Here is a 25,944-nt window from a genome sequence, read left to right as displayed (position 1 = left end):
GTCAGCCTCTTTGTCGCGGCGGATGCAGGTGTAGTGCCAACAGCGATTGCGCGGATTCATTCCTGACGCGTCTGTTCTGCCTGCGGCCGCCTCTGGGCCAAAGTGCTACAAGACCGTTAAGCCTCGATTAACCCTGTTTGTGCCGCCAAACCTTGGATTTGGCGAGTCTTTTAGCGGTTCCGACCCCGGCCGTCCGCATGATTCTTTCATCATACGCTCTTCTGAAGCCGGCCCGACAGCTCGCCAAAACCCTCGATCAGGGCCTCGGTGCCGTCGACCTCGGCCATCCGGGCCTTGACGTCACGGAGCCATGCCAAATTGGCCTCGCTGGGATCCTCCCCCAAGGCCAGCTCGGCGTCCTTCAGCTCCCTAAGTAGTGAATGCCATTGCCGATGCAAGACAACGAGCTGGTGCCACGTCGCAAGAACGTCATCCCGCGCCGCGCCTTCGCGGGCACCCCACACCGCCTGGGTCGTGATGCCATTCTCAACCCTTTGAAGAACTTGGGAAAATCCGCCCCGATCGAGATCGCCACGCATCTTTTCGGCCTGCTCGCCGGGCTCCGGCAAATGATGGTGGTCGTTGGCGAAGGCGGCGATGATGCCGGCCCGCAGCTTATGGGCCTCCGGATGGGCCAGCTCCAGGGCGGCGACCTCCTCGAGGTGGTCGTGCAGCAGCCAGGGGTGGTTGATCAGACATTGCAGGATCAGGGCCTCTCGGCGGGAGATCGCGCTGCGCTGGCCCTTCATGATCGGGCTTGCCGCCAGCTGGGGGCTCGCCGCCTGATAGGGGCCGGACGGGAGCGGGGTCGGGCCGGGGGCGCCGCGGCGGCCGCCGCCAAATCCCTGTCCACCAAATCCCTGGCCGCCGAATCGATTCGCGCTTCCCCCTGCCCTCGGCTGGAACGGCCGGCCGCCGCCGGAGCGGAAATTGCCCCGGCCGCCATAGCCGCGTCCAGCTTCGGGCGCGAAGGTGCGCTGCAGCCGCTCGACGAATTCGTCGCGATAATAGCGCCGCACCACCTCGTCGCGAATGCCGTTGGTGAGCTCCCTGATGCGCGCCTCCAGCGCGGCGCGGCGCTCGGGGGTGGCGAAATTGCCGCCTTCGAGCTCGCGCGACCAGATCATGTCGGCAAGCGGTCGCGCCGCCCCGATCACCTCCTCGATCGCACCGCGTCCGCCGGAGCGCACGAGATCGTCGGGATCCTGCCCCTCCGGCAGCAGCGCAAAGCGCAGGCTCTTGCCGGGGCTGAGGAACGGCAGCGCGAGGTCGGCGGCACGATAAGCCGCCTTCTGTCCGGCGCGGTCACCGTCGAAGCAGAGGATCGGCTCGTCCGCCATCTTCCAGAGCAGCGCGAGCTGGCTTTCAGTCAGCGCGGTGCCGAGCGGCGCCACCGAGCCCGCAAAGCCCGCAGTGACCATGGCGATGACGTCGACATAGCCTTCGACGACGATCAGAGCGCTGCCGTCGTGCGTGGCCTTGCGCGCGGTCTGGTGGTTGTAGAGATTGTCGCCCTTGTGGAAGAGCGGCGTCTCCGGCGAGTTCAGGTATTTTGCCGGAACGTCCTTCTCCAGCGCGCGTCCGCCGAAGGCGATGACGCGGCCGCGCAGATCCGTGATCGGAAACATCACGCGATCGCGGAAGCGGTCGTACGGCACGGGGATGTCGTTGCCGGCGACGAGCAATCCCGTCTCGACCATGTCGTCGACGGAGATGCCGAGCTTGCCGAGATGCTCCTTCAGCGCGAAGCGATCGGGCGGGGCATAGCCGAGGCGGAACTGCAATTGCGTCCCCGGCGAGATGGCGCGGTCGGCGAGATAGCCGCGCGCCTTGGCGCCGAGACGCGAGGCCAGCGTCTCCGCGAAGAATTTTGCTGCGAGATCCATGACGTCATGCAGCGATTTGCGTCGCTGCTCGTGCCGCGCCGCATCGGGCGTCACCGCCGGCAGCGGCAGGCCCGCCATGTTGGCGAGCCGCTCCACGGCCTCGGCGAACGGCAGACCGTCGGTCTCCATCACGAAAGTGATGATGTCGCCGTGCTTGCCGGAGGAGAAGTCGTGGTAAAAACCCTTCTGGTCGTTGACGTAGAAGGACGGCGTCTTCTCCTGCTGGAACGGCGACAGCCCCTTCCACTCCCGCCCCGCCTTCTTCAGCTTGACGCGCTTGCCCACGACTTCGGAGACCGAAAGCCGGGCACGAAGCTCGTCGAGGAACTGGGGCGTGAAGCGCATGGATTTTGTCTAGCGCGAAACCGGGTGAGTCGGGCGAAAGATCAGGGATATAGGTGCGGCGCGGCCAAAGGCCAGGTTTGTCGGGTTTATCCGGGTTATTCGACCTATGCACAGGCCTTGGCCCGTCATTCGGGGGCGCCTAGCCCCCTCACCCAGAGCGCCCGTATCTTCGGCCGGCCTCGACGGATGACGGAGCGGGCGCCCGGAATGACAGAAGGCTTGAACCGCGCCCGGTTCCACGCTTCCATACGCCCATGTTCAAGACCTTTCGAGGCGGCCAGAGCGGGGGCTGGCGTGTGACCTCGCTTTCGCCCGTGACGGGCGAGCCCCTGCCCTTCGTGCCGGCGCTGTCGGTAACCGACAGCGATGCCGTTTCGTTGCCGCTGGTACCCTCGCGCAATGCGTGGCGGCTGGTGGGTGTCGAGAGCAGCTTGCGCTACACCGAGCGAACCGAGAAGCAGCAGCTCGTGGCCGTGCAGGCTGACCTCGGCCGCATCGAGGCGACCAGCGCTGCGCTGATTCCGATCCGCAAGTCGCAGGCCTGGTGGGAGCTGACCCAGGAAGAGCGCCGCAGGATCTTCGAGGACAAGTCGCATCACATCGCGAGCAGCCTGCGCTTCCTGCCGGCGATTGCGCGCCAGCTCTATCACTGCCGCGACCTCGGCGGGCCTTTCGACTTTCTCACCTGGTTCGAATTCGCCCCCGCGCACGCCGCGCTGTTCGAGGAGCTGGTGACGATGCTCCGGCAGACCGAGGAGTGGACCTATGTCGAGCGCGAGGTCGACGTGCGCCTGGTGAAGGAAGTGCTGTCGGCCTAATGCTCGAGGAAGCGGCCCGACTCGATGCGCGGCAGATCGGAGACGGGCCAGTTGTAGACGTAGGTCCAGGCCTTCTCGGTGGCGCCGTCGGCCCGCGTCACATCGACCAACTGGCGCAAATATTCGGTCGGCTCCGGAAAGCCCTCACCGCAGGCTTCGTACATGTCGAGCTCGCGCAGGAGCTCGCCCGCCACGCGCAGGCGGAAGAGCTCGCCGTGGACGATGTCCGTCGGCACGTCGGAGAGCAGCAATCCCGGATAGTGCTTCACCAGAACGAGCCGGCCGCGGCAGGTCGCTTCACCCAGAAAATCCGCATGGCCCGTCAGCAGCCGCGCCATCGGATGGTCGAAGCCGCGCATCAGGGTGCCGTAGACGAAGAGGCGATCGAAGCTCATGGGTGTTCCAACGTTGCGACGACGGCGCAATACCGTTACTCCGTTTACACACGTTGCTCTTCCATAGGCAAATCTAGATGGATTTCGAGACAGCCGAGGTAACCGATCAACTGCTCGGCGAGGGCGACAGTCCGCCCGTGCATGAGGTGAATGCGGCGGGGGCATCGCCCTTCCTGCTCACCGCGGATCATTACGGGCGGGTGCTGCCGCGCGCGCTCGGAGATCTCGGTCTGGCGGAAGGCGAGCTTGTCAGGCATATCGCCTGGGACATCGGCATCGCCGGCGTCGCCGAGCGGCTCGCCAGGATGCTCGACGCGCACCTGATTGCGCAACGCTACTCGCGCCTCGTGATCGACTGCAACCGTCCGCCGGGCGTCGCGAGCTCGATACCTGTGATCTCCGAGGCGACCGCCATCCCCGGCAACGAGAATCTATCGGCCGCGGCCAAGGAGATGCGCCGGCGCGAGATCTTCGATCCCTATCACGGCCGGATCGGCGCGGCGATCGATGCGCGCGTGCACGCCGAGCGACCAACCGTGCTGGTGGCGCTACACAGCTTCACGCCCGTCTATTACGGCGACCCGCGGCCCTGGCACATCGGCACGCTCTATCACCGCGATACGGTGCTGCCGCGGCTGATGCTGCAACACCTGCGGGGGGAGAGCGATCTCGTCGTCGGCGATAACCAGCCTTATGCGGTGAGCGACATCACCGACTACACCATCCCCGTACACGGCGAGACGCGCGGGTTGATCAACACCGGCATCGAAATCCGCCAAGACCTGATCACCGACGAAACCGGCCAGCAGCAATGGGCCGAGCGGCTGGCGCGGATCCTGCGCGAGATCGCAGCAACGCTGCGCGAGGACGGAATGGCGTGATGCTCACTTCGCCCGAGTCAGCGCCAGCCAGATGCCGCCGCCGATCATGAAGCCGCCGGAGATGCGCGACATCATCCGCGTGCGGCGCGCCGAGAAGAATTTTCGGGCCCGCCCGGCGGCGATGGCGTAGAGCGCATCGGTCATGACCGCCGTCACCATGAAGGTGGCGCCCAGCAGCGCGACTTGCGGAAAGTGCGGCTGGTTCATGTCCATGAATTGCGGAATGAAGGCGCCGAAGAACACCAGCACCTTGGGGTTCGACAGCAGCACCAGGAATCCCTGCAGGAAGAAGCCGCCGCGCGGCGGCGGTGGCGGCGCCTCGAGATCGACGCCCTCGACCGGCGCCCAGATCAGCCTGATGCCGAGCCAGATCAGATAGGCGGCGCCGGCAAAGCGCACCCAGTCGAACCAATAGCCCATGGTTGCCATCAGGGAGGTCAGGCCGACCGCGACGATGCCGATCACGATGGCAAGGCCCGCTTGCGCGCCGGCAACGTTGGTGAGCGCGGCGCGCGTGCCGTGGCGCAGGCCGTTGGCGATGACGAGGGTGACGATCGGTCCCGGCAGCAGCGCCAGCGCAATACAGGCGGCGACGAAGGCGAGATAGGCTTGCATGGACATCATGGGGAGGACTCGCTGACAGCGGTTTTGCCGCATTAATGCATGGCGAGGGCTGGAACGGAAGACGTTCCCTCTCTCCTCGCTTTCGCGACTTGACATGCAACCATTTGGTTGCTTATTATCTCGACCATGGATGAAGTCTTCAAAGCGCTCGCCGACGCGTCACGACGGTCGCTGCTCGACAGGCTTCACGCCAGGAACGGCCAGACATTGAACGAACTTTGCGAGGGCCTCGCCATGACGCGGCAGGCTGTCACGAAACACCTCGTCATTCTGGAAGAGGCCAACTTGGTGACGACCATCAGGCAGGGCCGCGAGAAGCTGCACTACCTCAACCCGGTGCCGATCCATCAGATCGGTGAGCGCTGGATCAAGAAGTTCGAGCGCAGCAAGCTCGCTGCGCTCAGCGAATTGAAACGTCAGTTGGAGAAACGCGATGAGTAAGCCGGAGTTCGTCTACGTGACCTACATCGAGACCACGCCCGAGAAGCTGTGGCAGGCGCTGACGTCGAGCGAGTTCACCAGGCAATATTGGTTCAGCGCCGAGGTCAGGTCCGACTGGAAGGTCGGCTCTCCCTTCGCGCTCACGCTCGACGGCGAGGTCACCGATTCCGGCGAGATCCTGGAATCCGATCCGCCGCGACGTTTGTCCTACAGCTTCAAGCACCAGAAGTACGAGGAGCTGCGCGGCGAGCCGATCTCTCGTGTCGTCTTCACCCTCGAACCATTCGGCCCGCTCGTGCGTTTGACCGTGCTGCATGACGGCTTCGCCGAAGGCGGCAAATATCTCGGCGCCGTCTCGAATGGTTGGCCGGCGATCCTGTCCGGGCTGAAGAGTCTCCTGGAGACAGGCAAGGTTCTCGCCATCCCGCGCGCGGCCCTCAACAAGGGATTCGACGCAAAATGAACCTCGATCAGTTCAAGCCGCTGACCGTCTACACCATCTACATCGTCTCGACGCCGGAGAAAGTGTGGGAGGCGCTCACGTCCGCCGAGTTCAGCCGGAAATATTTCTCCGGCTTTGCAGTGGAGATGGAGCCGCAGCTCGGCGGCAGCTTCATCGTGCACGCGCCCGACGGCTCCGAGCACATTCGTGGCGAAGTGTTCGAATACGATCCGCCGAGGAGGCTCACGGTGAGCTGGAACGTCAATTGGCCGGACCTCGTGGAAAAGCTCGGCACCACCATTGTCACCTACGAGATCGAACAGGCCGGCGAAGCCGTCCGCCTCACCCTGAGCCAACGCCACGACCGCGAGCTCAGCGACGACATCCTTTCCGGCGGCCGTACCGGCTGGCCCGCGATCCTCTCCGGATTGAAGAGCCTGCTGGAGACCGGCAAGGCGCCGCAGATCGAGATGTCCCCGCCGGTGCGGTTGCTGGGGGCGCTGAAGGCGATGGGCATCAAGACGCCGTAGGACGCTGTATCATTCCGGGGCACGCGTAGCGCGAGCTATGATGCCGCAATTGCGCATTTGAGAATCCATCAAGCGGTTGAGCTAGGCGGGCACCGGCGACACCAGCCGCCGGTACAGATGCCAGGTCGCATGTCCCAGCACCGGCAGCGTCACGATCAGCCCTAGAAAATAGGGCAGCGCCGAGACGATCAGCAGCATCACGATCACAGCGGCCCACGAGATCATCGGCAGCGGGCTCGCGACGACGGCACGTACGCTCGTCACCATGGCCGTGACGAAATCAACGTCGCGATCGAGCAGCAGCGGGAACGACACCACGGTCAGCGAGAACAGGATCAGCGACAGCACGGCACCGACCGCGTTGCCGATGGCCAGGAACAGCAGGCCCTCGTTTGTCGTCAGCACCACTGTCATGAATTCCTGCAAGCTCGAAAACGAGGCATTGAGGCCGAGCAGCAGCGCGATTAGGAGCCGCACCTGGTACATCCACACCACGAACACGAACAGCGTCACGAAGGCCATCCAGCCGATCTCGCTGCGTGAACGGATCGCCGACCAGATCGCACCGAATGAGACCGGCTCGCCGCACTCGCGGCGGCGGCTGATTTCGTAGAGGCCGATCGCCACGAACGGCCCGATCAGCGCAAAACCGGCGGCCAGGGGATAGACCAGATAGACCATGCCGAAGGCGGTGAGACAGAGCATGATGGCGATGCCGCCGGCAGCATAGAGCGCGCCGAAGCAGAGACCGTAAAGAGGCAGCGCCTGAAAATCGCGCAGGCCTTCGACCAGCGCCTCGGCGATGTCGACCGCCGCCACGGGACGCACCACCGGATCGACCTTGCCCGAGATGGACATCAGCTTCCTCCGAAGATCGGCGCGATCTCCCGTCGCGCTTGGACCGAACACGATATTAGCGCCGCCGCACGGAGGTGCAACTTGATGCCGGCCGAAGAGACCGGCAACGAGACAATGATCGCAATGAGAAATCCTGGCCTTTGGTGTGATATTCGCGGCGATGACTATGGACGGGGCAGATGATCGTGCCTCAAATTGTACCTCCGACCACCCTCGCCTGGGAGCCGATCGCCAACCGATGAGCCTGCGTACCCGGTTACTGATCCTCGTCATCGCGGCCATGCTCGTGCCAGCGATCCTGGTCGGGCTCCGTTTCGTGCAAAACCGGGCCAGTGAGATCGACGCGGCGCTGGCCAATCTGGTCGCATCCGCCGACGACATCGCGGGAGATTTGGACGAGAAGATCAAGGGCACCGCCCAGCTTCATTATGGGCTCGCCCGTGCCCGCGATCTCGACACGCGCGACAAGGCGGCGTGCTCGGCATTTCTATCTGATGTCCGCGAAGAATACCCGCAGTTCACGGGCATCCTGACCATCGATCCCGACGGCCGTCTGTTCTGCGACTCGCTGCGGACCAACCGCGCGCTCGACCTGAATGACCGCGGCTATTTCAAGCAGGTGAAAGGTCTTCACGGCGTCGTCGCAGTGGAGCCGGTGTTCGGCCGGCTCACCGGGCTATCGGTGCTGCAGATCGCTTATCCCGTACGATCGGAGGCGGGTGCGCTGAAATTCGTGCTGCTCGCCTCGTTCAACCTCGACAAGTTCGCAGAATTTCACGATAAGCGGCTGCTCGCCGAGAAGGACATCCTGCTGATCGACGCCAAGGGTACAGTGCTGGTCGCCCCCAAGGGCGGCAGCTGGAGCGAGCCCGTCGGCGGATCCATTGCTGGTTCCGACCTGTTCCGCTTTGCGGCAGCGCCCGATCGCGAGCCGTTTCGCGAGGTGAGCGACCGCAACGGCCACACGCAGATCTGGGCCGTTGCCCGCTCACCTTCGATCCGCAAGGCCGGCCTCACCGTCCTGGTCGGACGATCCAAGGACGGACTGGTGGCGGCGGCCAATCGCCGGCTGTTGGAGGACACGGCCATCCTTGCGGTGGCTTCGCTTCTGTTGCTCGCCGGTGTCTGGATCCTTGCGACCATGAGCGTCGGCCGCCAAGTCGGACGGCTCGCCGCCATGGCCAAGAGTCTCGGGCGCGGCGATCTCAGCGCGCGCATTCCGGAGCCCCACTCGGGCGGCGAACTCGGCGGATTGATGACCCTGCTCAACAGGACGGCCGAATCGCTCGAGCAGCAGCGAGTTGCCATCGCGGATCTCAGCCACAAGCTCAGCCAGTCCCAGAAGATGGAAGCCATGGGCCAGCTCACCGGCGGCGTGGCGCACGATTTCAACAATCTCCTGACCGTCATTCTCGGCAATGCGGAGCACCTCGCCGACAGGCTTGCGGGCAACAAGGAATTGCGGCGGATCGCTGACGACATCGCGACCGCCGCCGAGCGCGGTTCCGACCTGACGCGGAGCCTGCTCGCCTTCGCGCGCAAGCAGCCGCTGCGACCGCGAGAGATCGACATCGCCGAGCAGGTGACCGGCATGAAGCAGCTTCTGCGGCGGACCTTGGGCGAGCACATCGACTGCAGCTTCGCGCTCGCGCCGAATCTATGGCTCGCCAGCGTCGATCCCAGCCAATTGGCGACGGCCGTGCTCAACCTCGTGCTCAACGCACGCGATGCGATGCCCGACGGCGGCAAGCTGATGGTCGAGGTACGAAACATCTCGCTCAGTGACACCGACCTCGACGTCAACGGCGAGCCGCGGCCGGGCGACTACGTGATGCTGGCCGTGAAGGATACGGGGACCGGCATGAGCAGCGAGGTGTTGGGGCGCGCGTTCGAACCGTTCTTCACCACCAAGGAGGTCGGTAAGGGGACCGGTCTCGGCCTCAGCATGGTCTACGGGTTTGCGCGACAATCCGGCGGACTGGTGCAAATGCAATCCGAACCGGGTCAAGGCAGCGTCGTCAGGCTGTTCTTTCCGCGCCTCGCGACGCCGCCGAATGAGGAACCGCTGCCGGCAGAGCAGGTCACCGCACCCGACGGACACGAGACGATTCTCGTCGTCGAGGACGACGATATGGTGCGAGCCTATGTCGCAAACGAGCTGAAGTCGCTCGGCTATCGCGTCATCGCGACATCGAACGGGCCGGCGGCGCTGGATGTGCTGCGCCAGCCCGGAGACATCCAGTTGCTGTTCACTGATGTCGTGATGCCCGGCGGGATGTCCGGACCGGAGCTGGCGAGGCAGGCAACCGGGCTGCGGACTGGTCTCAAGGTTCTCTTCACCTCCGGTTACAGCCAGAGTCCCGTCAGGACGCCCGACCAGATCGGCGGTGCCCGCATTCTGACCAAGCCGTTCCGGCGCAAGGATCTTGCTGCGATGCTGCGGGCCGCCCTCTCGGAGCCATCGCGGTAGATCAGGAGCCGATCGCGAGCTGGAGCGCCACGCCGAGATTGGCCGCGAACAGGGCCGCGTCGATGACAAAGATCCGGAGCATCGGGCCCTTCAGCACCGGCCAGTAGGCCACTCCGACGCGGCCTCCGCGCATCAGCACCGGAACGTTATAGGCGAACTGGCTGAAATGGCAGGCGGCGAAGAACAGGAACAGCGCGAGCTGCGCTTCGCTCGGCTGGAAGAAGGATGGGCGGACGGCCAGAAGATAGAGCGACAGGAGCCCGATCGGCAGATTCATCCCGCCCAGGAACGCCACGCTGGCCGCCAGGGTCGGCGCGATCGGATTGCTGCGCTCTTCCCGCGGCAGCAGGATCTTCAACGTGTTCGATTGCGCGACACTGAACTGGATGAAAGCGCCGACGAACCAGAGAGTGTTGAGAAGCAGAACGAAATCAGAAAGGCGCATCGTCATTTTCCATAGAAGGCTTCGCTGCGCACGACGCGGCCAGCATCATCGAAATCCATGCATTCGCTGGCGCGCGTATCGCCCAGCTGCCACCACACCGTCAGGCGCGCGATCGCCTCGTCCCAGCTCCAGCTCAGGATGTTCAGGTCCGCGTGCTCGACGTGGCCATAGGCCTTCCGCCAGTAGGCACGGATGCTCTCGGCGCCGTTGACGACAGGAGACCCCGTCAGCGTGAGAGCGAGAGGACTGCGCATCTGCGCATCGTCGGTGAAATGCGCGACGACAGCGTCGATGTCGACCCTGCGCCAATTCGAACACCACGCCGCAACAAAGCCTTCCGCGGTCGCGCGGTTCATTGCCTGTCCGCTCATGGCACGGATCCTCCCTGGCTCGTGGCAGGGAGGGTGGCAAAGCCCGCGCCTCATGTCAACTACGTTGACTTGAGGATTCCGTCAGTTGTTGTCGGCGATCGCCTCCATCACGCCCATCCACCCGGCCGCACCCGACGCCCCGACGCGATCGAACGCCTCGCGCAGCACCTTGCGCTCGTGGTCGGAGGCCCGCTGCTCGATGCGCCGCCCCGTTTCCGTCAGGCGCAGCAATTTCGAGCGGTGCTGCTCGGGCGAACGCTTCGACGTCAGGAGCTTGCGCTCCACCAGCAGATTGAGCGGCCGGTTGAGGGCTTGCTTGGAAATGCCGAGGATCTCGATCAGCGCGCCGATCGCGATGTCGGGCCGGCGCGCCACCACGTAGAGGATACGATGGTGCGGACGCGAAAGACCCTGCTTCGCAAGATATGCGTCGGCCTCCAGCGTCATCCCACGCCAGCCGTAATACATGAGCTCGAGCGCCGCATCCAGATCGTGCAGCTTGGTCAGTGAGGCGCGGTGGAGTCCCGCGGCTTGAGGCGCCTTTGCCATTGCAGGAAGCTAGCCTCTCGCCCGCAGCTCGCGCCGCAGCACCTTGCCCGTCGCCGTCATCGGCAGCGTCTCGGCAAACTCGACGAAGCGCGGATATTCGTGGGCTGCGAGCTGCACCTTGACGAACTCCTGGATCTCGCGCGCCAGCGCATCGCTGCCGGCAAATCCGGGCCGCAGCACGATCCAGGCCTTGATGGACTCTGTTCGGATCGGATCGGGGATGCCGACGACGGCTGCCATCGCCACCGACGGATGCTTCATCAGCGTGTGCTCGATCTCGGACGGCCCGACGCGATAGCCGGCGGTGGTGATGACGTCGTCCTCACGACTGACGTACCAGAAATAGCCGTCCTCGTCCTGCACGCCGAGATCGCCGGTCAACAGGAACTCGCCGGCATATTTCTTCGCCGTCGCCTCCGGATTGCGCCAATATTCGAGCATGGTGACGGGGCATGGCTGGCGCACGCCGATGAGGCCGCGCTGTCCCCGCGGCAATTCCTCGCCCATGTCGTTGACGATGCGGACATCAAAGCCCGGCGTCGCCTTGCCCATCGAACCGGGGCGGATCGGAAACAAGTTCGAGTTGCTGCCGATCACGAGATTGCACTCGGTCTGGCCGAACACTTCGTGCGCGTCGATGCCGAAGGTTTCGCGCACCCAGCCGAGCAGTTCGCCGCCCAGCGACTCGCCGCCGGTGAAGATGCTGCGCAGCTTGACGCCGGGATGCTTCACTCCGGCCTGCCGCATCAGCTTCAGCGCGGTCGGCGGCAGGAAGACGTTGCGCACGGAAAGATCGGCCATCATCTGCATCGCCGCCTGCGGCTCGAATTTGCGTGCGCGGTGACCGACGAGGGGAATGCCGTGATACCAGAACGCGAACAGGCCGTTGATGAGCCCGCCGATCCAGGCCCAGTCCGCCGGCGTCCACATGAGATCGCCGGGGCGCGGCAGGAAGTTGTGACACATCTCCACGTTCGGTAGATGACCGAGCACGACGCGGTGCGCATGCAGCGCCCCCTTCGGATTGCCCGTTGTGCCCGAGGTGTAGATGATCAGCGCGGGATCATCGCACGAGGTGTCGACCCGCGCGAAGTCGGCCGACGCGGCCTTCACCGCGTCCCAGAACGACGTCGTTCCCGCCGGCGCGCGCCCACCGACCACATAGATCGTCTTCAGGTCGGGCAAACGATCGCGAATTTTTGCGAGCTTCTCCCAGCCGCCTTCGTCGGTGACGATGGCCTTCGCCTCCGAATTCGACAGGCGGAATTCCAGCGCGTCCTCTCCGAACAGCGCGAACAACGGGATCGAGATCGTCCCGGAGCGGAACGCCGCCATATGCGCGATCGGCAATTCCCGGGACTGCGACAGAAACACCGCGACGCGGTCGCCACGGGAAAGCCCGTCCGCCTTCAGCACATTGGCGAAGCGGCGCGACATCTCGGCGACCTCGTCGAAGGAGGTGCGGCTGGTCGCCCCGTTCTCGTCGACATAGATCAGCGCGAGGCGACCGGTGCCGTCGGCATGGCGATCACAGCACGCTTCCGCAATGTTGAAGCGCGCGGGGATGTCCCAGCGAAAATCGCGGTAGAGTTCGTCGTAGGTTGCGGCTTCGGTGAGCATGGCTGCAGGCGCTTCCTGGAGGGAACGTCATGGCCGGGCTCGTCCCGGCCATCCACGTCTTCTTGCTTTGGCGACATTCTAGGGCCGTGGATGGCAGGGACAAGCCCGGCATGACGGCAGGAGCTATCGCACCGTCGCGAAAAACTTCCTGACATCGCGCACGAACAGCTCCGGCTGCTCGAAGGCGGCGAAATGACCGCCCTTCTCCATCTCGCTCCAGTGGGTGATGTCCGGGAAGTTCGGCTCCATCCAGCGCCGCACCGGCGTGACGATCTCCTTGGGAAACACCGCGACGCCCGTCGGCACCTTCACCACCGGCGTGGTGCGGCGCTTGCCAAAACTCTCCCAATAGAGCCGCGCCGAGGAGGTCGCCGTCTGCGTCGCCCAATACAGCATGACGTTGTCGAGCAGCTCGTCCTTGCTGAAGATGTTCTCGGGGTGCCCGCTGCAATCGGTCCAGGCCCAGAATTTTTCGAGGATCCAGGCCGCCTGCCCGCTCGGTGAATCCGTGAGGCCATAGCCGAGCGTCTGCGGGCGCGTCGACTGCTGCTTGGAATAGCCGGAGTCGAGATCGACATAGTGCTTGAGGCCGGTGAGAGCGCGCTTCTCCTCAGCCGTCGGCTCGCCCTCGAGCTTGGGCGCCGCATTGAAGGCGAGCGTGATGTGAATGCCGGCGCAATGCTCGGCGTCCTGCGCCCCGAGCGAGGTCGTCACCGCCGAGCCCCAATCGCCACCTTGCGCGCCGTAGCGCGCATAGCCGAGCCGGTCCATCAGCTTGGCCCAGGTCGCGGCGATGCGATCGACACCCCAGCCGGTGGTCTTTGGCTTGGCCGAGAAGCCGAAGCCCGGCAGCGAGGGACAGACGACGTGAAACGCATCAGCGGGATTGCCGCCATGCGCGGCGGGATCGACCAATGGCGCGATCACCTTCTGGAATTCGACGATCGATCCCGGCCAGCCATGGGTGATGATCAGCGGCAGCGCGGACGGCGCCTTCGAACGCACATGGAGGAAGTGGATGTCGAGCCCGTCGATCTCGGTGGTGAACTGCTCGAAGCGATTGAGTTTTGCCTCTCGGGCCCGCCAGTCGTAATCGTTGGCCCAATAGGTGCAGATCTCCTGGATCCACTGTAGCGGCGCGCCCTGGCTCCAGTCGTCGACGAGCTCGGCATCCGGCCAGCGCGTGCGGACGAGGCGTGACCTGAGATCGGAGAGGACGTCGTCGCCGATGGCGATGCGGAACGGTTTGACGGCGCTCATCGGTTGCCTCCCTTGTTCTTCTTGTCATTCCGGGGCGCGCGTAGCGCGAGCTATGATGCACAGTTGCGCATCTGAGAATCCATCAAGCAACGGACTCAGCAGCGCGATGGCCGGGTTCACGCTACGCGTGCCCCGGAATGACGACTTAGCCCGACAGCGCAGCCTTCACCAAGCCGCTCGCCTTGCCGAAATCCATCTGTCCCGCATACTTCGCGCGCAGCACGGCGATCACCTTGCCCATGTCCTTCATGCCGCTAGCGCCGGTCTCAGCGATCGCGTCCGCAATCGCCTTCTTCACGTCATCCTCCGACATCTGCTTCGGCAGGTAGGCCGAGATCACCGCGATCTCCTCGCGCTCCTGCGCGGCAAGCTCGGCGCGGCCGCCCTTGTCGTAGAGCTCGACCGCCTCCTGGCGCTGCTTGATCATCTTCTGCAGCACCGCGAGGATGTCGGCGTCCGACAGCGGCGGCTTGCCGCTGCCGCGGGCATCGATGTCGGCGTTCTTGATGGTCGAGTTGACCATGCGCAGCGTGGACAGCTTGCGCTCGTCCTTGGCCTTCATGGCCTCCTTGACCGCATTGTTGATGTCGTCGCGCAGCATGATCGTGATCCCTTCGAATATCCGACGCCTGATCTAGGCCGTTCGCGCCCTTGAGACAACCTCGGTTCCGAGCCATTCCGCGAGCGCCCGCACTGTCGCTTGCGGCTGTTCGGCTTGCGGCAGGTGCCCGCAGTGATCGAGGATCACAAGCCTCGCGCCGGCGATGCCCTCGGCCATTTCCTTCGAGAAGGCGTTCGGGATGGTGTTGTCGGTATCGCCCGTCAGCACCAGCGTCGGGCATGCGATCGCCGCCAGCGTCGGGCGCGAATCCACCCGTGCGATGATCGCGGTCTGCTGCCGCAGATAGCCTTCGACGCCGACGTCCTCGCCCTGCGCATGCACGAGCGCGAGAATATCGGCGTCATCGCGCCGCGACGAATGCACGAGCTCCGGAAAACTCTCCTCGCGGACGGCACGGAGCTCGCCGCGCCTGACGCGCTCCATCTGGGCATATCGGCGCGCGGTCGCCTCCGGCGTGTCGGGCCGGGCCTGCGTGTTGATCAGCGCGAGCTTGGTCACGCGCTCGCCCGCCTGGCGCATGATCTCGAAGGCAATGTAGCCGCCCATGGAATGGCCGGCGAGAGCAAAGCGCGGCGGCGCCTCGGCGAGGATGCGGCGGGCGATCGCCGCGATGCTGTCGTCGCGGATGTGGTTGGCAATCATCACGGGGCCAAACCGCCATAACGCCGGAAGCACCGGAGCGTAGATCCGGGCCGAGGAGGCCAGCCCCGGAACCAGCAGAATCGGGGTGGTCTGGTCCATTATTGCCTCGCAAGCCCAGGAAATTGCCGGAAATTGTGCGCCTGAGCTTAAGTGCCCGAGACGGGCTGTCAAATATGCAAAAACGCATGTGAATCGGCCATTCTCCGCTTTGACGGCGGCGCCTGTGGGGACTATGAAGCGGGCTCATGACACAACATGACAACGATCCTGCCTGGCCGGACCACAAACCGACCGCGCTCCTCGTGCTTGCGGACGGCACGGTGCTCGAGGGCTTCGGTCTCGGCGCAGAAGGCCACGCCGTCGGTGAAGTCTGCTTCAACACGGCGATGACCGGCTATGAAGAGATCCTCACCGATCCGTCCTATGCCGGACAGCTCATTACCTTCACCTTCCCGCATATCGGCAATGTCGGCACCAACGAGGACGACATCGAAACGGTGAACATGGCGGCGACGCCGGGCGCGCGCGGCGTGATCCTGCGCACCGCGATCACCGATCCCTCGAACTATCGCGCCACCAGGCATCTCGACGCCTGGCTGAAAGCGCGGGGCATCATCGGCCTCTCCGGCATCGACACCCGCGCGCTGACCGCGCTGATCCGCTCCAAGGGCATGCCCAACGCCGTGATCGCGCATTCCAGGACCGGCGAGTTCGATCTGCATGGCCTGAAGGAAGAAGCGCGCGAATGGCCGGGCCTCGAGGGCATGGACCTCGTGCCGCTGGTCACCTCCGGCCAGCGCTTCACCTGGGACGAGACGCCGTGGCTGTGGGACAAAGGCTTCGGCCGGCAGGAGAAGCCGGAATTCAACGTCGTCGCCATCGACTACGGCATCAAGCGCAACATTTTGCGTCTGCTCGCCGGCGTCGGCTGCAAGGTGACGGTGGTGCCGGCGACGACTTCAGCCGAAGACATTCTGGCAATGAAGCCGGATGGCGTGTTCCTGTCCAACGGCCCTGGCGATCCGGCTGCGACCGGCAAATATGCCGTGCCTGTGATCCGGGACGTGATCAAGTCGGGCACGCCGACCTTCGGGATCTGCCTTGGCCACCAGATGCTGGGCCTCGCCGTCGGCGCCAAGACGAAGAAGATGCACCAGGGCCATCACGGCGCCAATCATCCCGTCAAGGACGAGACCACCGGCAAGGTCGAGATCACCTCGATGAATCACGGTTTTGCCGTCGACGAGACGACGCTGCCGAAAGGCGCGACGCAGACCCACATCTCGCTGTTCGACGGCTCCAATTGCGGCATCCAGCTCGATGGCAAGCCGGTGTTCTCGGTGCAGTACCATCCCGAGGCCTCACCGGGCCCACGCGACTCGCACTATCTGTTCAAGCGCTTCGCCGACCTGATGCGGCAGAGGAAGAGCGCGTAAGGCGACAACACCACCCGGCGGAAGAGTCCGTCGGGGCCCGGCTCCGTCATGGACGCATGAACATGAAGTCGGTGTCGGGATCGCAGTTCTCGGCGATGAAGCGCAGTTCCGCCTGGATGTCGGCGACCGACCTCGTTTCCAGATATTTCGAAACCACCAAATTGAGCAATGCCCGGCAGACGGCTTCGTGCCCCAGGCCCGCTGTCTCCGCCTCGTCGACGGCGGCCGAAAAATGACGCTGCGCAACGTCGGATGCGTACATGGCGTTCCCCCTCCTTCGCTTCGATCTGCGTGCCCGCCATTGGCCGCCGGCGCCTTGATCTCGGTCAAGCCGACGTATGGAGTGTCGTGCGGAACAAGAGGGCCTGTGCCCTCTTGATTCCGGTCCGTTGCCAGTGGGAGCCCCCATGTCCGTCGCCCGCGACAATGCCGAGCCGCTCGCCATCGTGTTCGAAGACGATGGCCTCGTGCCGAACAACATCCTTCCGTTCCTGGTCTACCAGGGCGCGTTGAAGCTCGATCCGAAGCATCCGGAAGAGACCATCGAAGACCTGTTCGAAGGCAACGGCTGGGGCGGGACGTGGCGCAACGGCGTCTACGACTACCTGCATTATCACGCGACGGTGCACGAAGCGCTCGGCGTCGCGCGCGGCAATGCCCGCGTTCGCTTCGGCGGCGACCATGGCCAGGAGCTTCGGATCAAGGCCGGCGACGTCGCGATCCTGCCGGCCGGCACCGGGCATCAATGCATCCAGGCGAGCGAGGATTTCTGCATCATCGGCGCCTACCCGCCTGGCGCGAGGATGGAGATCACGCGGGCGACCCCGGAGAATCATGCCAGGGCGCTGAAGACGATTCCGCAAGTCGCGCTGCCGCCGGCGGATCCGGTGACGGGCAAGGATGGCGCACTGATGCGGCTGTGGCGGTAGCCGCAAACGCAGTACCGTAGGTGGATTAGCAAAGCGTAATCCACCTCTTCCGTTCCGCCGAGGCACACGTGGTGGGCTACGCCTTCGGCTAATCCACCTCAGGATCCCTGCTACGCCACGTTGGCACCTTCCTGCCGGGTCGCCTCGAACAGGAACCAGGTGCGGCGCTCGGTCTCGTCGATGAAGTTTTCGAGGATGCTGGCGCTGGCGACGTCACCGGCCTCGTCGCAGACCTCGTGCGCCTTGCGCATCGCGGCGGCGACGTGCTTGTTGTCCTGCATCAGCTCGCGCAGCATCTCGCGCGGCGGGACGTAGTCCTCGTTGTTGTCCTTGATGGTCTGGAGCTTTGCGACCTGGCCGATCGACTTCAGCGTGGTGCCGCCGATCTTGCGGACGCGCTCGGCGAGCTGGTCGGTGGTGGCGAAGATCTGGTCGGATTGCTCGTCGAGCAGGAGATGGTAATCTCGGAAATGGCGCCCGCTGATGTGCCAGTGGAAATTCTTGGTCTTGAGATAAAGCGCGAACGCGTCGGCCAGAAGCACGTTGAGCGCCTCCGAGACCTTCTTGACTCCGTCGGACGACAGATCAGTGGGGGTATCGAGATCGGGCGAGACCTTGCTGGTTTTGCTCACGGGAGACCTTCCTGTTAGGACGCGGACATTGACGGCGCGCCGTCGCACCCCTAACGCAAGGTGGGCAGCGCCGGTTCCTCCATCGGAACCGTTTGCCGGGACCTTTGAATAGCATGGACGATTGGATCGATTATTACGACTCGACGCATACGATCTATGTCAGCAAGCTGCATCGCGACTTGCACTTCCAGATCATTGCGCGGGACATCATCGGCTACATCCCCTCGCCCGATGCGACGGTGCTGGACTATGCCTGCGGGGAAGCGCTGTCGGCGAGCGAGGTGGCAGCGGCCTGCGGCAAGCTGATTCTGGCCGAGCCCGCGCCGGGCGTGCGTGGCCGGCTGATCGCGCGGTTTGCCCCGAACACCAAGATCCGCGTCCGCTCGCTCGACGATGTCCGCAAGATGCAGGACCAGTCGATCGACCTCGTCGTGATGAACTCGGTCGCGCAATACATGACGCCCGAGGAGCTCGATGCCGCACTGCTCAACATCCGCCGTATCCTGAAGCCCTCCGGCAAGCTGGTGCTGGGCGACATTCTCCAGCCCAATGTTGGCATGGCCAGAGACGTGATGGCGCTGCTCAGCTTCGGCCTGCGCCACGGCTTCCTGAAGGACGCGCTGATCGGGCTGATCAGCACCGCGCTGTCGGATTACCGGCAGTTGCGTTCGAAGATCGGGCTGCAGCGCTACAGCGAGGACGAGATCACCACCAAGCTGAAGGTGGCCGGATTCGCGGTCCGGCGCGCCGATGGCAATATCGGCCACAATCGCTGGCGCATGACCTTCATCGCGCGGCCGCCTCTGGTTCGTTAAGCATAACAATTAGCCGTTGTAGCTTGTCGCACTGCAATCGGACATGATTGCCGCGGCCCGGTGGCGGAAGTGTCTACGCGGGGGCGGTGCATCGCTCTTCATCCTGGTTCAAATCCAGGCCGGGTCTCCAGCCTTCGCTGCTTGCGCAGCTTCGGCTCGGCAAGCCCGCTCGTGGCGAAGGCTGCCGCGGCGAAGCCCGAACGGGCGGAGCCGGACCTATGTCAGCAATCCGCTCAGCTGCGATCCGCCTCAACCACTTTGCACTCCGGCAGCAGTTGAAGCCGGTCCGCATCCTTGGCCGCGGAGCTGATCACCGCATCGAGCAGACCCGGAAACCGCGCGTCCAGATCCTCGCGGCGCAGGCGCATGAACCGGTTGGTCCCCGCCACGCGCGTCTGCATCAGGCCGCATTCGCGCAGCTTGGCGAAATGGTAGGCGAGGTTCGACTTGCCGCCGAGGCCGCTGAAGTCGCCGCAGCATAGTTCGCTGCTGACACGTTCCTGCAGGGCGAGCTGGTAGACGATGGCGAGCCGGATCGGATCGCTCAGGCAATCCAGCACCATCGGCAGCTCGATCTGCCCGCGGGTCGGGTGAAGTGGCGTGCGGCTCATGTTCAGATCATAGCGACGCGGCCATTATGTTCAATAGTTCTTGAACCAATTGACTCCTGGGCCGCAGCATTGAATAGTTCAATAACCGTTGAACATATGGACTTTTCCAATGAGCGTGGTCTGGCTGGCCCTGGCGGCCTTTGCGATCGGCACCGAAGGCTTTGTCATCGCAGGACTTTTGCCGGCAATCGCGAGCGACCTCTCAGTTTCGGTTTCGGCCGCGGGCCAATTGGTCACCGCCTACGCCCTCACCTATGCGGTGGGCTCGCCGATCCTCACCGTGGCGCTGAACAACATCGACCGCCGCACCGTGCTGGCCCTGGCGCTGGCGACCTTCATCGCCGGCAACCTCGCGGCCATGGTGGCATCCAACTACGCCCTGCTGCTGGCCTCGCGGATGCTGATGGCGCTGGGCTCGGGGCTGTGCATGCCGACGGCGCTTGCGGTGTCCGTGGCGGTCGCCGCGCCCGAACGGCGCGGCCGCGCGGTGGCGCTCGTTACCGCGGGGCTCACGGTTGCGACCGTGGTCGGCGTTCCCTTCGGCAATCTCGTCGGCAGCCTGCTCGGTTGGCGCGCGACATTTGCCATGGTCGCCCTGATCGGCACTGTTGCGCTCGCCGGCCTCCTGCTCGGTCTGCCCCGCGGCCTGCCGCGCAATACGGCCTCGCTCGGCGAGCGGCTGGCGGTGGCGCGACACGGCCATGTTGTGACCGCCCTGCTGATCACGATGTTGTGGGCACTGGGCGGCTTCACTGTGTTCACATATTTCGCGGTCCCGCTGCGCGGGCTCGGCTTCGACGCCTCGCAAATCAGCCTGGCACTGCTGGTGTTCGGCGGCGCCGCCGCGATCGGAAACATGCTTGGCGGCGTCCTGGCCGACCGGCTCGGCACGCTCGCCACCGCAGGCCTCGGGCTCGCCGGCATGGCGGGCGCCCTGTTCCTGCATTCGCTGGTGCTGAAGCTGATGCCCGGACAGGCGCATTACGCCGTGCTGGGCGCGATCTTCCTCTGGGGCATCTCGGGATGGGCGTTCTATCCGGCCCAGCTCGCCAGCATCATCCGGATCGAGCCGCAGGCTTCGATGATTGCGCTCTCGCTCAACGCCTCGTCGATGTATCTCGGCTTCGCGATCGGCGGAGCCCTGGGCGGCGCAGCGCTGGTCACCCTCTCACCGACCGACCTCGGCTGGATCGGCGGAACGAGCGTTGCGGCCTCGCTCCTGGTGCACCTCGCCCGTGGCTGGCAGGTCCGGCCAAAACCCGTCAAAATTGCCGGTTGATGGGCGTTTTTCGGGGTTTCGCCGCCCCTAAAACTGGTCTAAGACCCACCCGCGCGCGAGGGAGACCACCGCGCTCTCGGCCAAAGGGACGCGCAGCAGCGCGCCTTTTTTTTGTGCCAAAATTCCACTTCGGCGAGAGTTGATGCCCAAACGTACAGACATCACCACCATCCTGATCATCGGCGCCGGTCCCATCGTGATCGGCCAGGCCTGTGAGTTCGACTATTCGGGCACGCAGGCGGTGAAGACGCTGAAGGAAGAGGGCTACCGCATCGTCCTCGTCAATTCCAACCCGGCCACCATCATGACCGATCCGGAATTGGCCGATGCGACCTATATCGAGCCGATCACGCCCGAGATCGTCGCCAAGATCATCGAGAAGGAACGTCACGTCATTCCCGGCGGCTTCGCGCTGCTGCCGACCATGGGCGGACAGACCGCGCTGAACTGCGCATTGTCGCTTCGCCGGCAAGGCACGCTGGAGAAGTTCGACGTCGAGATGATCGGCGCCACCGCCGATGCGATCGACAAGGCCGAAGACCGGCAGCTCTTCCGCAATGCCATGGAGAAGATCGGGCTGCAGACGCCGAAGTCGCGGCTCGCCAACGCGTCCGAGCTGAAGAAGTCGTTCCGCGACAAATACCAGGCCGAACGCGAGAAGCTGTCGGGCGCGGCGCTCGAAGAGCTCGAGCGGCAATGGACTCTCGGCGAAGGCGACCGCCGCAAGCGCTATCAGGAATATGCGCTCGGACAGGCGATGATGGCGCTGTCCGAGATCGGCCTGCCCGCGATCATCCGCCCCTCCTTCACCATGGGCGGCACCGGCGGCGGCATCGCCTACAACAAGGAAGAGTTCCTCGACATCATCGAACGCGGCCTCGATGCGTCTCCCACCAACGAAGTGCTGATCGAAGAATCCGTGCTCGGCTGGAAGGAGTACGAGATGGAGGTGGTGCGCGACAAGAAGGACAATTGCATCATCGTCTGCTCGATCGAGAACCTCGATCCGATGGGCGTGCACACCGGCGATTCCATCACGGTGGCGCCGGCGCTGACGCTGACCGACAAGGAATACCAGATCATGCGCGACGCCTCGCTGGCGGTGCTGCGCGAGATCGGTGTCGAGACCGGCGGCTCCAACGTGCAGTTCGGCGTCAATCCCGAAGACGGCCGCATGGTCGTCATCGAGATGAATCCGCGCGTGTCGCGTTCCTCCGCGCTGGCCTCGAAGGCCACCGGTTTTCCGATCGCCAAGGTCGCCGCCAAGCTCGCCGTCGGGTACACCCTGGACGAGATCGCCAACGACATCACCGGCGGCGCCACGCCGGCCTCGTTCGAGCCGACCATCGACTACGTCGTTACAAAGGTGCCGCGTTTTGCCTTCGAGAAATTTCCCGGCGCCTCGACCACGCTGACCACGTCGATGAAGTCGGTCGGCGAAGTCATGGCGATCGGGCGCACCTTCCAGGAAAGCCTGCAAAAGGCACTGCGCGGGCTCGAGACCGGGTTGACCGGCCTCGACGAGATCGAGATCGAGGGCCTCGGCCGCGACGACGACAAGAACGCGATCCGCGCCGCGCTCGGCACGCCGACACCCAACCGGCTGCTCCAGGTCGCCCAGGCCATGCGGCTCGGCTGGTCGAACGAGGACATCTTCAACTCCTGCAAGATCGATCCATGGTTCCTCGGCGAGATGCGCGGCATCGTCGACATGGAGCAGAAGGTCAGGAAGAACGGCCTGCCCGGCAACGCCTTCGGCATGCGCACGCTCAAGGCCATGGGCTTCTCCGACGCGCGGCTCGCCGTGCTGGCCGAGACGACGGAGGCCGAGGTGACGGCGAAACGGCACGCGCTCGGCGTTCGCCCTGTCTACAAGCGGATCGACACCTGCGCGGCCGAGTTCGCCTCGCCGACCGCCTACATGTATTCGACCTATGAGGCGCCGTTTGCGGGCGCCCCGGCCGACGAGAGCACGCCCTCCGATAAGAAGAAGGTCATCATTCTCGGCGGCGGCCCCAATCGCATCGGCCAGGGCATCGAGTTCGACTATTGCTGCTGTCACGCCTGCTTCGCGCTGCATGACGCCGGCTACGAATCCATCATGGTCAACTGCAATCCGGAGACGGTGTCGACCGACTACGACACCGCCGACCGGCTCTATTTCGAGCCGCTCACCGCCGAGGACGTGCTGGAGATCATCGCGAAGGAGCGCAGCAAGGGCACGCTGCACGGCGTGATCGTGCAGTTCGGCGGCCAGACGCCGCTGAAGCTGGCGCGCGCGCTGGAAGCCGCCGAAGTGCCGATTCTCGGCACCTCGCCGGACGCCATCGACCTTGCGGAGGACCGCGACCGCTTCAAGCGCGTGCTCGACAAGCTTCGTCTCAAGCAGCCGAAGAACGGCATCGCCTATTCGGTCGAACAGGCGAGGCTCGTCTCCGCCGATCTCGGTCTGCCGCTCGTGGTCCGCCCGTCCTACGTGCTCGGCGGTCGCGCCATGCAGATCATCCGCGAGGAGAATCAGCTCAACGACTATCTGCTCGGCACGTTGCCGGAGCTGGTGCCGGCCGACGTCAAGGCGCGCTATCCGAACGACAAGACCGGGCAGATCAACACGGTGCTCGGCAAGAACCCGCTGCTGTTCGACCGCTATCTGTCGGACGCGACCGAGATCGACGTCGACTGCCTCTCCGACGGCAAGGACACGTTCATCGTCGGCATCATGGAACACATCGAGGAGGCCGGTATCCATTCCGGCGACAGCGCCTGCTCGCTGCCGCCGCACTCGCTCGATGCGAAGATGATCGAGGAGCTGGAGCGCCAGACCCGCGAGCTCGCGCTCGGCCTCGACGTCATCGGCCTGATGAACGTGCAATATGCCATCAAGGACGGCGAGATCTACGTGCTCGAGGTCAATCCGCGCGCCTCGCGCACGGTGCCGTTCGTCGCCAAGGTGGTCGGCACGCCGGTCGCCAAGATCGCCGCGCGCATCATGGCGGGCGAGAAGCTCGCCGATTTCAAGCTGAAGAAGGCCAGGCTCAAACACGTCGGCGTCAAGGAATCGGTTTTCCCGTTCGCGCGCTTCCCCGGCGTCGACACGGTGCTCGGCCCCGAGATGCGCTCGACCGGCGAGGTCATGGGCATCGACCGTTCGTTCGCGGTGGCCTTCGCCAAGAGCCAGCTCGGCGGCGGCACGCGGGTGCCGCGCAAGGGCACGGTGTTCGTGTCGGTTCGCGAAAGCGACAAGACGCGCATCGCCGAGGCCGTTCGCGAATTGCACTCGCTCGGCTTCAAGGTGCTGGCGACCTCGGGAACTCAGCGCTTCCTGACCGACCAGGGCATCCCGACCGAAAAGGTGAACAAGGTGCTGGAGGGGCGGCCGCACATCGTCGACGCCATCACCAACGGGGACGTCCAGCTCGTCCTCAACACCACTGAAGGCCCCCAGGCGCTGGCCGACAGCCGTTCGCTGCGGCGCGCGGCCCTCTTGCATAAAGTGCCGTATTACACCACTCTTTCCGGGGCCGTGGCGGCCGCGCAGGGCATCCGCGCCTATTTGGGCGGGGATCTTGAGGTTCGTACCCTGCAGAGCTACTTTTCGGAAACCTGATCGCTAGCTCCGACGAAGCCGCAGCTAAGTGATTGGCGATGAAGCCACAATGGCCGGAGGAACTGTCCGGCCAGGTGGTGGTTCTGTTCCGGCGCTAAAAGCCCATATCTGTCAACGTCCGGCAGCCCTCGCGTTGGGCTCCGGAGACACTGACGAATCAAGGTTGCGGCGCCCATCGCGTTTCGGGCGCACGATCGAAGGACGAGAGAGACGATGGAAAAGGTTCCGATGACCCAGGCCGGCTTTGTCGCGCTCGGGGAAGAATTGAAGCAGCGCCAGTCCGTGGATCGTCCGCGGATCATCGAGCATATCGCGGAGGCGCGCTCGCACGGAGACCTGTCGGAAAACGCGGAATATCATGCCGCGAAGGAAGAGCAGTCCCACAATGAAGGCCGCATTGCCGAGCTCGAGGACAAGCTCGCGCGCGCCGACATCATCGACATCTCCAAGCTCTCCGGCGACACCATCAAGTTCGGTGCTACCGTGACGCTGGTCGACGAGGACACCGAAAAGAAGACGGTGTGGCAGATCGTCGGTGAGGTCGAGGCCGACGCCAAGAAGGGCCGCATCTCCATCACGTCGCCGCTCGCGCGCGCGTTGATCGGCAAGAAGAAAGGCGCCTCGGTCGAGGTCAACACGCCGGGCGGCGCCAAGGCCTATGAGATCACCAAGGTGGAGTGGCGGTAAGCATTTGCCGCCTGCGCTGAGATGATATCTTCGAAAAGGCCGCGCAGTGCGCGGCCTTTTTGTTTCTGCGTCTCGTGTCCCGGACGCACTGGCACGCCCTTAACGTTGCTGCGCCGCGTCCGGGGCACGAGTTCGCGGGACTTACCTTCTTCCCTTCACATCGAGCGGCACGGCCGCCTCGTACTTCGAATTATGCAGCACCAGCGAGGTCCGCACGTTGCGGACATGTGGCGCGGCAGTCAGGTGCGTGACGAAATCCTGGAAGGTCGCCATGTCAGGGGCGACGCATTTGAGGATGAAATCGACCTCGCCCGACAGCATCCAGCATTCCCGCACCAAGGGCTCGGCGCGGACGAATTCCTCGAAAGCACGCAAATCCGCCTCGGCCTGGCTGGACAGGTGCACGGCCGCGAACACGGTGACGTCGAAGCCGAGCTTGCGGGCGTCGAGCAGGCCCCGGTAGCCGTGGATGTAGCCCTCCTCCTCCAGCGCCCGGACCCGGCGCAGGCAGGGGGGCGGAGAGATGCCGACGCGCTTGGCCAGCTCGACATTCGTGATTCGACCGTCGGCCTGAATCTCGGCGAGAATTTTCAGGTCGATCTCGTCTAGGTTCCGCGACACGTGATTGGAACTCCTGCCCTTTGCAGCGGTAGTGGATGGTTTCTCGAAATCGTCATAGCCCAGTCCGCACCGCCAGCGCAATTTTGTTGCGCGCGCAGCGCAATCGACTTTTGTTCCCTGTTGGAAAA

The 25,944-nt window shown here is 64.5% G+C and carries 27 protein-coding genes; 12 read left to right on the top strand and 15 right to left on the bottom strand.

What is annotated here, in order from left to right; all coding sequences use genetic code 11:
* Positions 1-209: 209 nt before the first annotated feature.
* The gene (dnaG, locus tag EHH60_RS16300; RefSeq protein ID WP_124160468.1) at positions 210-2,231 is read right to left on the bottom strand and encodes a DNA primase; all 2,022 of its coding nucleotides are present in this window, start codon (positions 2,229-2,231) and stop codon (positions 210-212) included.
* Positions 2,232-2,485: 254 nt separating this feature from the next.
* Here dnaG and EHH60_RS16295 point away from each other — a divergent pair, with 254 nt between their 5' ends.
* Positions 2,486-3,049, top strand: a complete 564-nt coding sequence (locus EHH60_RS16295; protein WP_124160467.1) for a chlorite dismutase family protein — start codon at positions 2,486-2,488, stop codon at positions 3,047-3,049.
* Here EHH60_RS16295 and EHH60_RS16290 read toward each other — a convergent pair.
* On the bottom strand, positions 3,046-3,444 hold the full coding sequence (locus EHH60_RS16290; RefSeq protein ID WP_124160466.1) for a gamma-glutamylcyclotransferase family protein: 399 nt from the start codon (positions 3,442-3,444) through the stop codon (positions 3,046-3,048). The genes EHH60_RS16295 and EHH60_RS16290 overlap by 4 nt on opposite strands.
* 77 nt (positions 3,445-3,521) lie before the next feature.
* Here EHH60_RS16290 and EHH60_RS16285 point away from each other — a divergent pair, with 77 nt between their 5' ends.
* A complete protein-coding gene (locus tag EHH60_RS16285) occupies positions 3,522-4,325 on the top strand; it encodes an N-formylglutamate amidohydrolase (protein WP_124160465.1) in 804 nt (267 codons plus the stop codon).
* A 3-nt stretch (positions 4,326-4,328) separates the two neighbouring features.
* On the opposite strand, the gene EHH60_RS16280 is transcribed toward EHH60_RS16285, so the two are convergent.
* Positions 4,329-4,949, bottom strand: coding sequence for a LysE family translocator (locus tag EHH60_RS16280; RefSeq protein ID WP_199751509.1), 621 nt, complete (start codon positions 4,947-4,949; stop codon positions 4,329-4,331).
* 126 nt (positions 4,950-5,075) lie between these two features.
* Here EHH60_RS16280 and EHH60_RS16275 point away from each other — a divergent pair, with 126 nt between their 5' ends.
* The 3 genes from EHH60_RS16275 to EHH60_RS16265 are packed head-to-tail and all read left to right on the top strand — an operon-like array spanning position 5,076 to position 6,362.
* A complete protein-coding gene (locus tag EHH60_RS16275) occupies positions 5,076-5,390 on the top strand; it encodes an ArsR/SmtB family transcription factor (protein WP_124160593.1) in 315 nt (104 codons plus the stop codon).
* Positions 5,383-5,853, top strand: coding sequence for an SRPBCC family protein (locus tag EHH60_RS16270; RefSeq protein ID WP_124160464.1), 471 nt, complete (start codon positions 5,383-5,385; stop codon positions 5,851-5,853). Before EHH60_RS16275 ends, EHH60_RS16270 begins: the two co-directional genes overlap by 8 nt.
* Positions 5,850-6,362, top strand: a complete 513-nt coding sequence (locus tag EHH60_RS16265) for an SRPBCC family protein (RefSeq protein WP_124160463.1) — start codon at positions 5,850-5,852, stop codon at positions 6,360-6,362. Before EHH60_RS16270 ends, EHH60_RS16265 begins: the two co-directional genes overlap by 4 nt.
* Positions 6,363-6,443: 81 nt before the next feature.
* Here EHH60_RS16265 and EHH60_RS16260 read toward each other — a convergent pair whose 3' ends face one another.
* The gene (locus EHH60_RS16260) at positions 6,444-7,220 is read right to left on the bottom strand and encodes a DUF2189 domain-containing protein (protein ID WP_124160462.1); all 777 of its coding nucleotides are present in this window, start codon (positions 7,218-7,220) and stop codon (positions 6,444-6,446) included.
* A gap of 238 nt (positions 7,221-7,458) precedes the next feature.
* Between EHH60_RS16260 and EHH60_RS16255 the strand changes: the two genes are divergently transcribed.
* Positions 7,459-9,690, top strand: coding sequence for an ATP-binding protein (locus tag EHH60_RS16255; RefSeq protein WP_124160461.1), 2,232 nt, complete (start codon positions 7,459-7,461; stop codon positions 9,688-9,690).
* A gap of 1 nt (position 9,691) precedes the next feature.
* Here EHH60_RS16255 and EHH60_RS16250 read toward each other — a convergent pair whose 3' ends face one another.
* The 7 genes from EHH60_RS16250 to EHH60_RS16220 form a co-directional block, all read right to left on the bottom strand.
* Positions 9,692-10,135, bottom strand: coding sequence for a hypothetical protein (locus tag EHH60_RS16250; RefSeq protein ID WP_124160460.1), 444 nt, complete (start codon positions 10,133-10,135; stop codon positions 9,692-9,694).
* Positions 10,136-10,137: 2 nt separating this feature from the next.
* Positions 10,138-10,506 (bottom strand): nuclear transport factor 2 family protein, encoded by a 369-nt coding sequence (locus EHH60_RS16245; protein WP_124160459.1) that lies wholly within the window; start codon positions 10,504-10,506, stop codon positions 10,138-10,140.
* 81 nt (positions 10,507-10,587) lie between these two features.
* The gene (locus EHH60_RS16240) at positions 10,588-11,055 is read right to left on the bottom strand and encodes a MarR family winged helix-turn-helix transcriptional regulator (protein WP_124160458.1); all 468 of its coding nucleotides are present in this window, start codon (positions 11,053-11,055) and stop codon (positions 10,588-10,590) included.
* A 9-nt stretch (positions 11,056-11,064) separates the two neighbouring features.
* Positions 11,065-12,675 carry an acyl-CoA synthetase gene (locus EHH60_RS16235; protein WP_124160457.1) on the bottom strand — a complete coding sequence of 537 codons (1,611 nt, stop codon included), beginning with the start codon at positions 12,673-12,675 and terminating at the stop codon, positions 11,065-11,067.
* Positions 12,676-12,798: 123 nt separating this feature from the next.
* A complete protein-coding gene (locus EHH60_RS16230) occupies positions 12,799-13,935 on the bottom strand; it encodes an epoxide hydrolase family protein (protein WP_124160456.1) in 1,137 nt (378 codons plus the stop codon).
* 145 nt (positions 13,936-14,080) lie between these two features.
* Positions 14,081-14,536: a GatB/YqeY domain-containing protein gene (locus EHH60_RS16225; RefSeq protein ID WP_124160455.1), complete on the bottom strand. Its 456-nt coding sequence runs from the start codon at positions 14,534-14,536 to the stop codon at positions 14,081-14,083.
* A gap of 33 nt (positions 14,537-14,569) precedes the next feature.
* Positions 14,570-15,298, bottom strand: coding sequence for an alpha/beta fold hydrolase (locus EHH60_RS16220; RefSeq protein WP_124160454.1), 729 nt, complete (start codon positions 15,296-15,298; stop codon positions 14,570-14,572).
* Positions 15,299-15,444: 146 nt separating this feature from the next.
* On the opposite strand from EHH60_RS16220, the gene carA reads away from it, so the two are divergent.
* Positions 15,445-16,635, top strand: coding sequence for a glutamine-hydrolyzing carbamoyl-phosphate synthase small subunit (carA, locus tag EHH60_RS16215; RefSeq protein WP_124160453.1), 1,191 nt, complete (start codon positions 15,445-15,447; stop codon positions 16,633-16,635).
* A 46-nt stretch (positions 16,636-16,681) separates the two neighbouring features.
* On the opposite strand, the gene EHH60_RS16210 is transcribed toward carA, so the two are convergent.
* On the bottom strand, positions 16,682-16,897 hold the full coding sequence (locus EHH60_RS16210) for a hypothetical protein (protein WP_124160452.1): 216 nt from the start codon (positions 16,895-16,897) through the stop codon (positions 16,682-16,684).
* A gap of 145 nt (positions 16,898-17,042) precedes the next feature.
* Between EHH60_RS16210 and EHH60_RS16205 the strand changes: the two genes are divergently transcribed.
* A complete protein-coding gene (locus EHH60_RS16205) occupies positions 17,043-17,564 on the top strand; it encodes a cupin domain-containing protein (protein ID WP_124160451.1) in 522 nt (173 codons plus the stop codon).
* Positions 17,565-17,674: 110 nt separating this feature from the next.
* Here EHH60_RS16205 and EHH60_RS16200 read toward each other — a convergent pair whose 3' ends face one another.
* On the bottom strand, positions 17,675-18,196 hold the full coding sequence (locus tag EHH60_RS16200) for a Dps family protein (RefSeq protein WP_124160450.1): 522 nt from the start codon (positions 18,194-18,196) through the stop codon (positions 17,675-17,677).
* A 113-nt stretch (positions 18,197-18,309) separates the two neighbouring features.
* On the opposite strand from EHH60_RS16200, the gene EHH60_RS16195 reads away from it, so the two are divergent.
* Positions 18,310-19,011: a class I SAM-dependent methyltransferase gene (locus EHH60_RS16195; protein WP_124160449.1), complete on the top strand. Its 702-nt coding sequence runs from the start codon at positions 18,310-18,312 to the stop codon at positions 19,009-19,011.
* 233 nt (positions 19,012-19,244) lie between these two features.
* On the opposite strand, the gene EHH60_RS16190 is transcribed toward EHH60_RS16195, so the two are convergent.
* Positions 19,245-19,622, bottom strand: coding sequence for an ArsR/SmtB family transcription factor (locus EHH60_RS16190; RefSeq protein ID WP_124160448.1), 378 nt, complete (start codon positions 19,620-19,622; stop codon positions 19,245-19,247).
* Positions 19,623-19,731: 109 nt separating this feature from the next.
* Between EHH60_RS16190 and EHH60_RS16185 the strand changes: the two genes are divergently transcribed.
* The 3 genes from EHH60_RS16185 (at position 19,732) to greA (ending at position 25,195) form a co-directional block, all read left to right on the top strand.
* Positions 19,732-20,901, top strand: a complete 1,170-nt coding sequence (locus tag EHH60_RS16185; protein ID WP_124160447.1) for an MFS transporter — start codon at positions 19,732-19,734, stop codon at positions 20,899-20,901.
* 142 nt (positions 20,902-21,043) lie between these two features.
* Positions 21,044-24,508 (top strand): carbamoyl-phosphate synthase large subunit, encoded by a 3,465-nt coding sequence (gene carB, locus EHH60_RS16180; protein WP_124160446.1) that lies wholly within the window; start codon positions 21,044-21,046, stop codon positions 24,506-24,508.
* Positions 24,509-24,721: 213 nt separating this feature from the next.
* Positions 24,722-25,195 (top strand): transcription elongation factor GreA, encoded by a 474-nt coding sequence (greA, locus tag EHH60_RS16175; protein ID WP_027563740.1) that lies wholly within the window; start codon positions 24,722-24,724, stop codon positions 25,193-25,195.
* A gap of 141 nt (positions 25,196-25,336) precedes the next feature.
* Here the strand turns inward: greA and EHH60_RS16170 are convergent, their stop codons facing one another.
* Entirely contained in the window at positions 25,337-25,816 is a 480-nt protein-coding gene (locus tag EHH60_RS16170; RefSeq protein WP_027534298.1) for an Lrp/AsnC family transcriptional regulator, read from the bottom strand.
* Positions 25,817-25,944 lie beyond the last annotated feature (128 nt).

This window comes from Bradyrhizobium sp. RP6, from assembly GCF_003837805.1.
Classification (GTDB): Bacteria; Pseudomonadota; Alphaproteobacteria; order Rhizobiales; family Xanthobacteraceae; genus Bradyrhizobium.
This window is presented reverse-complemented; position numbering and strand designations above follow the sequence as displayed.

Excerpts from the sequence above, each read along its gene's own strand:
- dnaG (WP_124160468.1), bottom strand. The coding sequence starts at position 2,231 with ATGCGCTTCACGCCCCAGTTCCTCGACGAGCTTCGTGCCCGGCTTTCG.
- EHH60_RS16295 (WP_124160467.1), top strand. The coding sequence starts at position 2,486 with ATGTTCAAGACCTTTCGAGGCGGCCAGAGCGGGGGCTGGCGTGTGACC.
- EHH60_RS16290 (WP_124160466.1), bottom strand. The coding sequence starts at position 3,444 with ATGAGCTTCGATCGCCTCTTCGTCTACGGCACCCTGATGCGCGGCTTC.
- EHH60_RS16285 (WP_124160465.1), top strand. The coding sequence starts at position 3,522 with ATGGATTTCGAGACAGCCGAGGTAACCGATCAACTGCTCGGCGAGGGC.
- EHH60_RS16280 (WP_199751509.1), bottom strand. The coding sequence starts at position 4,949 with ATGATGTCCATGCAAGCCTATCTCGCCTTCGTCGCCGCCTGTATTGCG.
- EHH60_RS16275 (WP_124160593.1), top strand. The coding sequence starts at position 5,076 with ATGGATGAAGTCTTCAAAGCGCTCGCCGACGCGTCACGACGGTCGCTG.
- EHH60_RS16270 (WP_124160464.1), top strand. The coding sequence starts at position 5,383 with ATGAGTAAGCCGGAGTTCGTCTACGTGACCTACATCGAGACCACGCCC.
- EHH60_RS16265 (WP_124160463.1), top strand. The coding sequence starts at position 5,850 with ATGAACCTCGATCAGTTCAAGCCGCTGACCGTCTACACCATCTACATC.
- EHH60_RS16260 (WP_124160462.1), bottom strand. The coding sequence starts at position 7,220 with ATGTCCATCTCGGGCAAGGTCGATCCGGTGGTGCGTCCCGTGGCGGCG.
- EHH60_RS16255 (WP_124160461.1), top strand. The coding sequence starts at position 7,459 with ATGAGCCTGCGTACCCGGTTACTGATCCTCGTCATCGCGGCCATGCTC.
- EHH60_RS16250 (WP_124160460.1), bottom strand. The coding sequence starts at position 10,135 with ATGCGCCTTTCTGATTTCGTTCTGCTTCTCAACACTCTCTGGTTCGTC.
- EHH60_RS16245 (WP_124160459.1), bottom strand. The coding sequence starts at position 10,506 with ATGAGCGGACAGGCAATGAACCGCGCGACCGCGGAAGGCTTTGTTGCG.
- EHH60_RS16240 (WP_124160458.1), bottom strand. The coding sequence starts at position 11,055 with ATGGCAAAGGCGCCTCAAGCCGCGGGACTCCACCGCGCCTCACTGACC.
- EHH60_RS16235 (WP_124160457.1), bottom strand. The coding sequence starts at position 12,675 with ATGCTCACCGAAGCCGCAACCTACGACGAACTCTACCGCGATTTTCGC.
- EHH60_RS16230 (WP_124160456.1), bottom strand. The coding sequence starts at position 13,935 with ATGAGCGCCGTCAAACCGTTCCGCATCGCCATCGGCGACGACGTCCTC.
- EHH60_RS16225 (WP_124160455.1), bottom strand. The coding sequence starts at position 14,536 with ATGCTGCGCGACGACATCAACAATGCGGTCAAGGAGGCCATGAAGGCC.
- EHH60_RS16220 (WP_124160454.1), bottom strand. The coding sequence starts at position 15,298 with ATGGACCAGACCACCCCGATTCTGCTGGTTCCGGGGCTGGCCTCCTCG.
- carA (WP_124160453.1), top strand. The coding sequence starts at position 15,445 with ATGACACAACATGACAACGATCCTGCCTGGCCGGACCACAAACCGACC.
- EHH60_RS16210 (WP_124160452.1), bottom strand. The coding sequence starts at position 16,897 with ATGTACGCATCCGACGTTGCGCAGCGTCATTTTTCGGCCGCCGTCGAC.
- EHH60_RS16205 (WP_124160451.1), top strand. The coding sequence starts at position 17,043 with ATGTCCGTCGCCCGCGACAATGCCGAGCCGCTCGCCATCGTGTTCGAA.
- EHH60_RS16195 (WP_124160449.1), top strand. The coding sequence starts at position 18,310 with ATGGACGATTGGATCGATTATTACGACTCGACGCATACGATCTATGTC.
- EHH60_RS16190 (WP_124160448.1), bottom strand. The coding sequence starts at position 19,622 with ATGAGCCGCACGCCACTTCACCCGACCCGCGGGCAGATCGAGCTGCCG.
- EHH60_RS16185 (WP_124160447.1), top strand. The coding sequence starts at position 19,732 with ATGAGCGTGGTCTGGCTGGCCCTGGCGGCCTTTGCGATCGGCACCGAA.
- carB (WP_124160446.1), top strand. The coding sequence starts at position 21,044 with ATGCCCAAACGTACAGACATCACCACCATCCTGATCATCGGCGCCGGT.
- greA (WP_027563740.1), top strand. The coding sequence starts at position 24,722 with ATGGAAAAGGTTCCGATGACCCAGGCCGGCTTTGTCGCGCTCGGGGAA.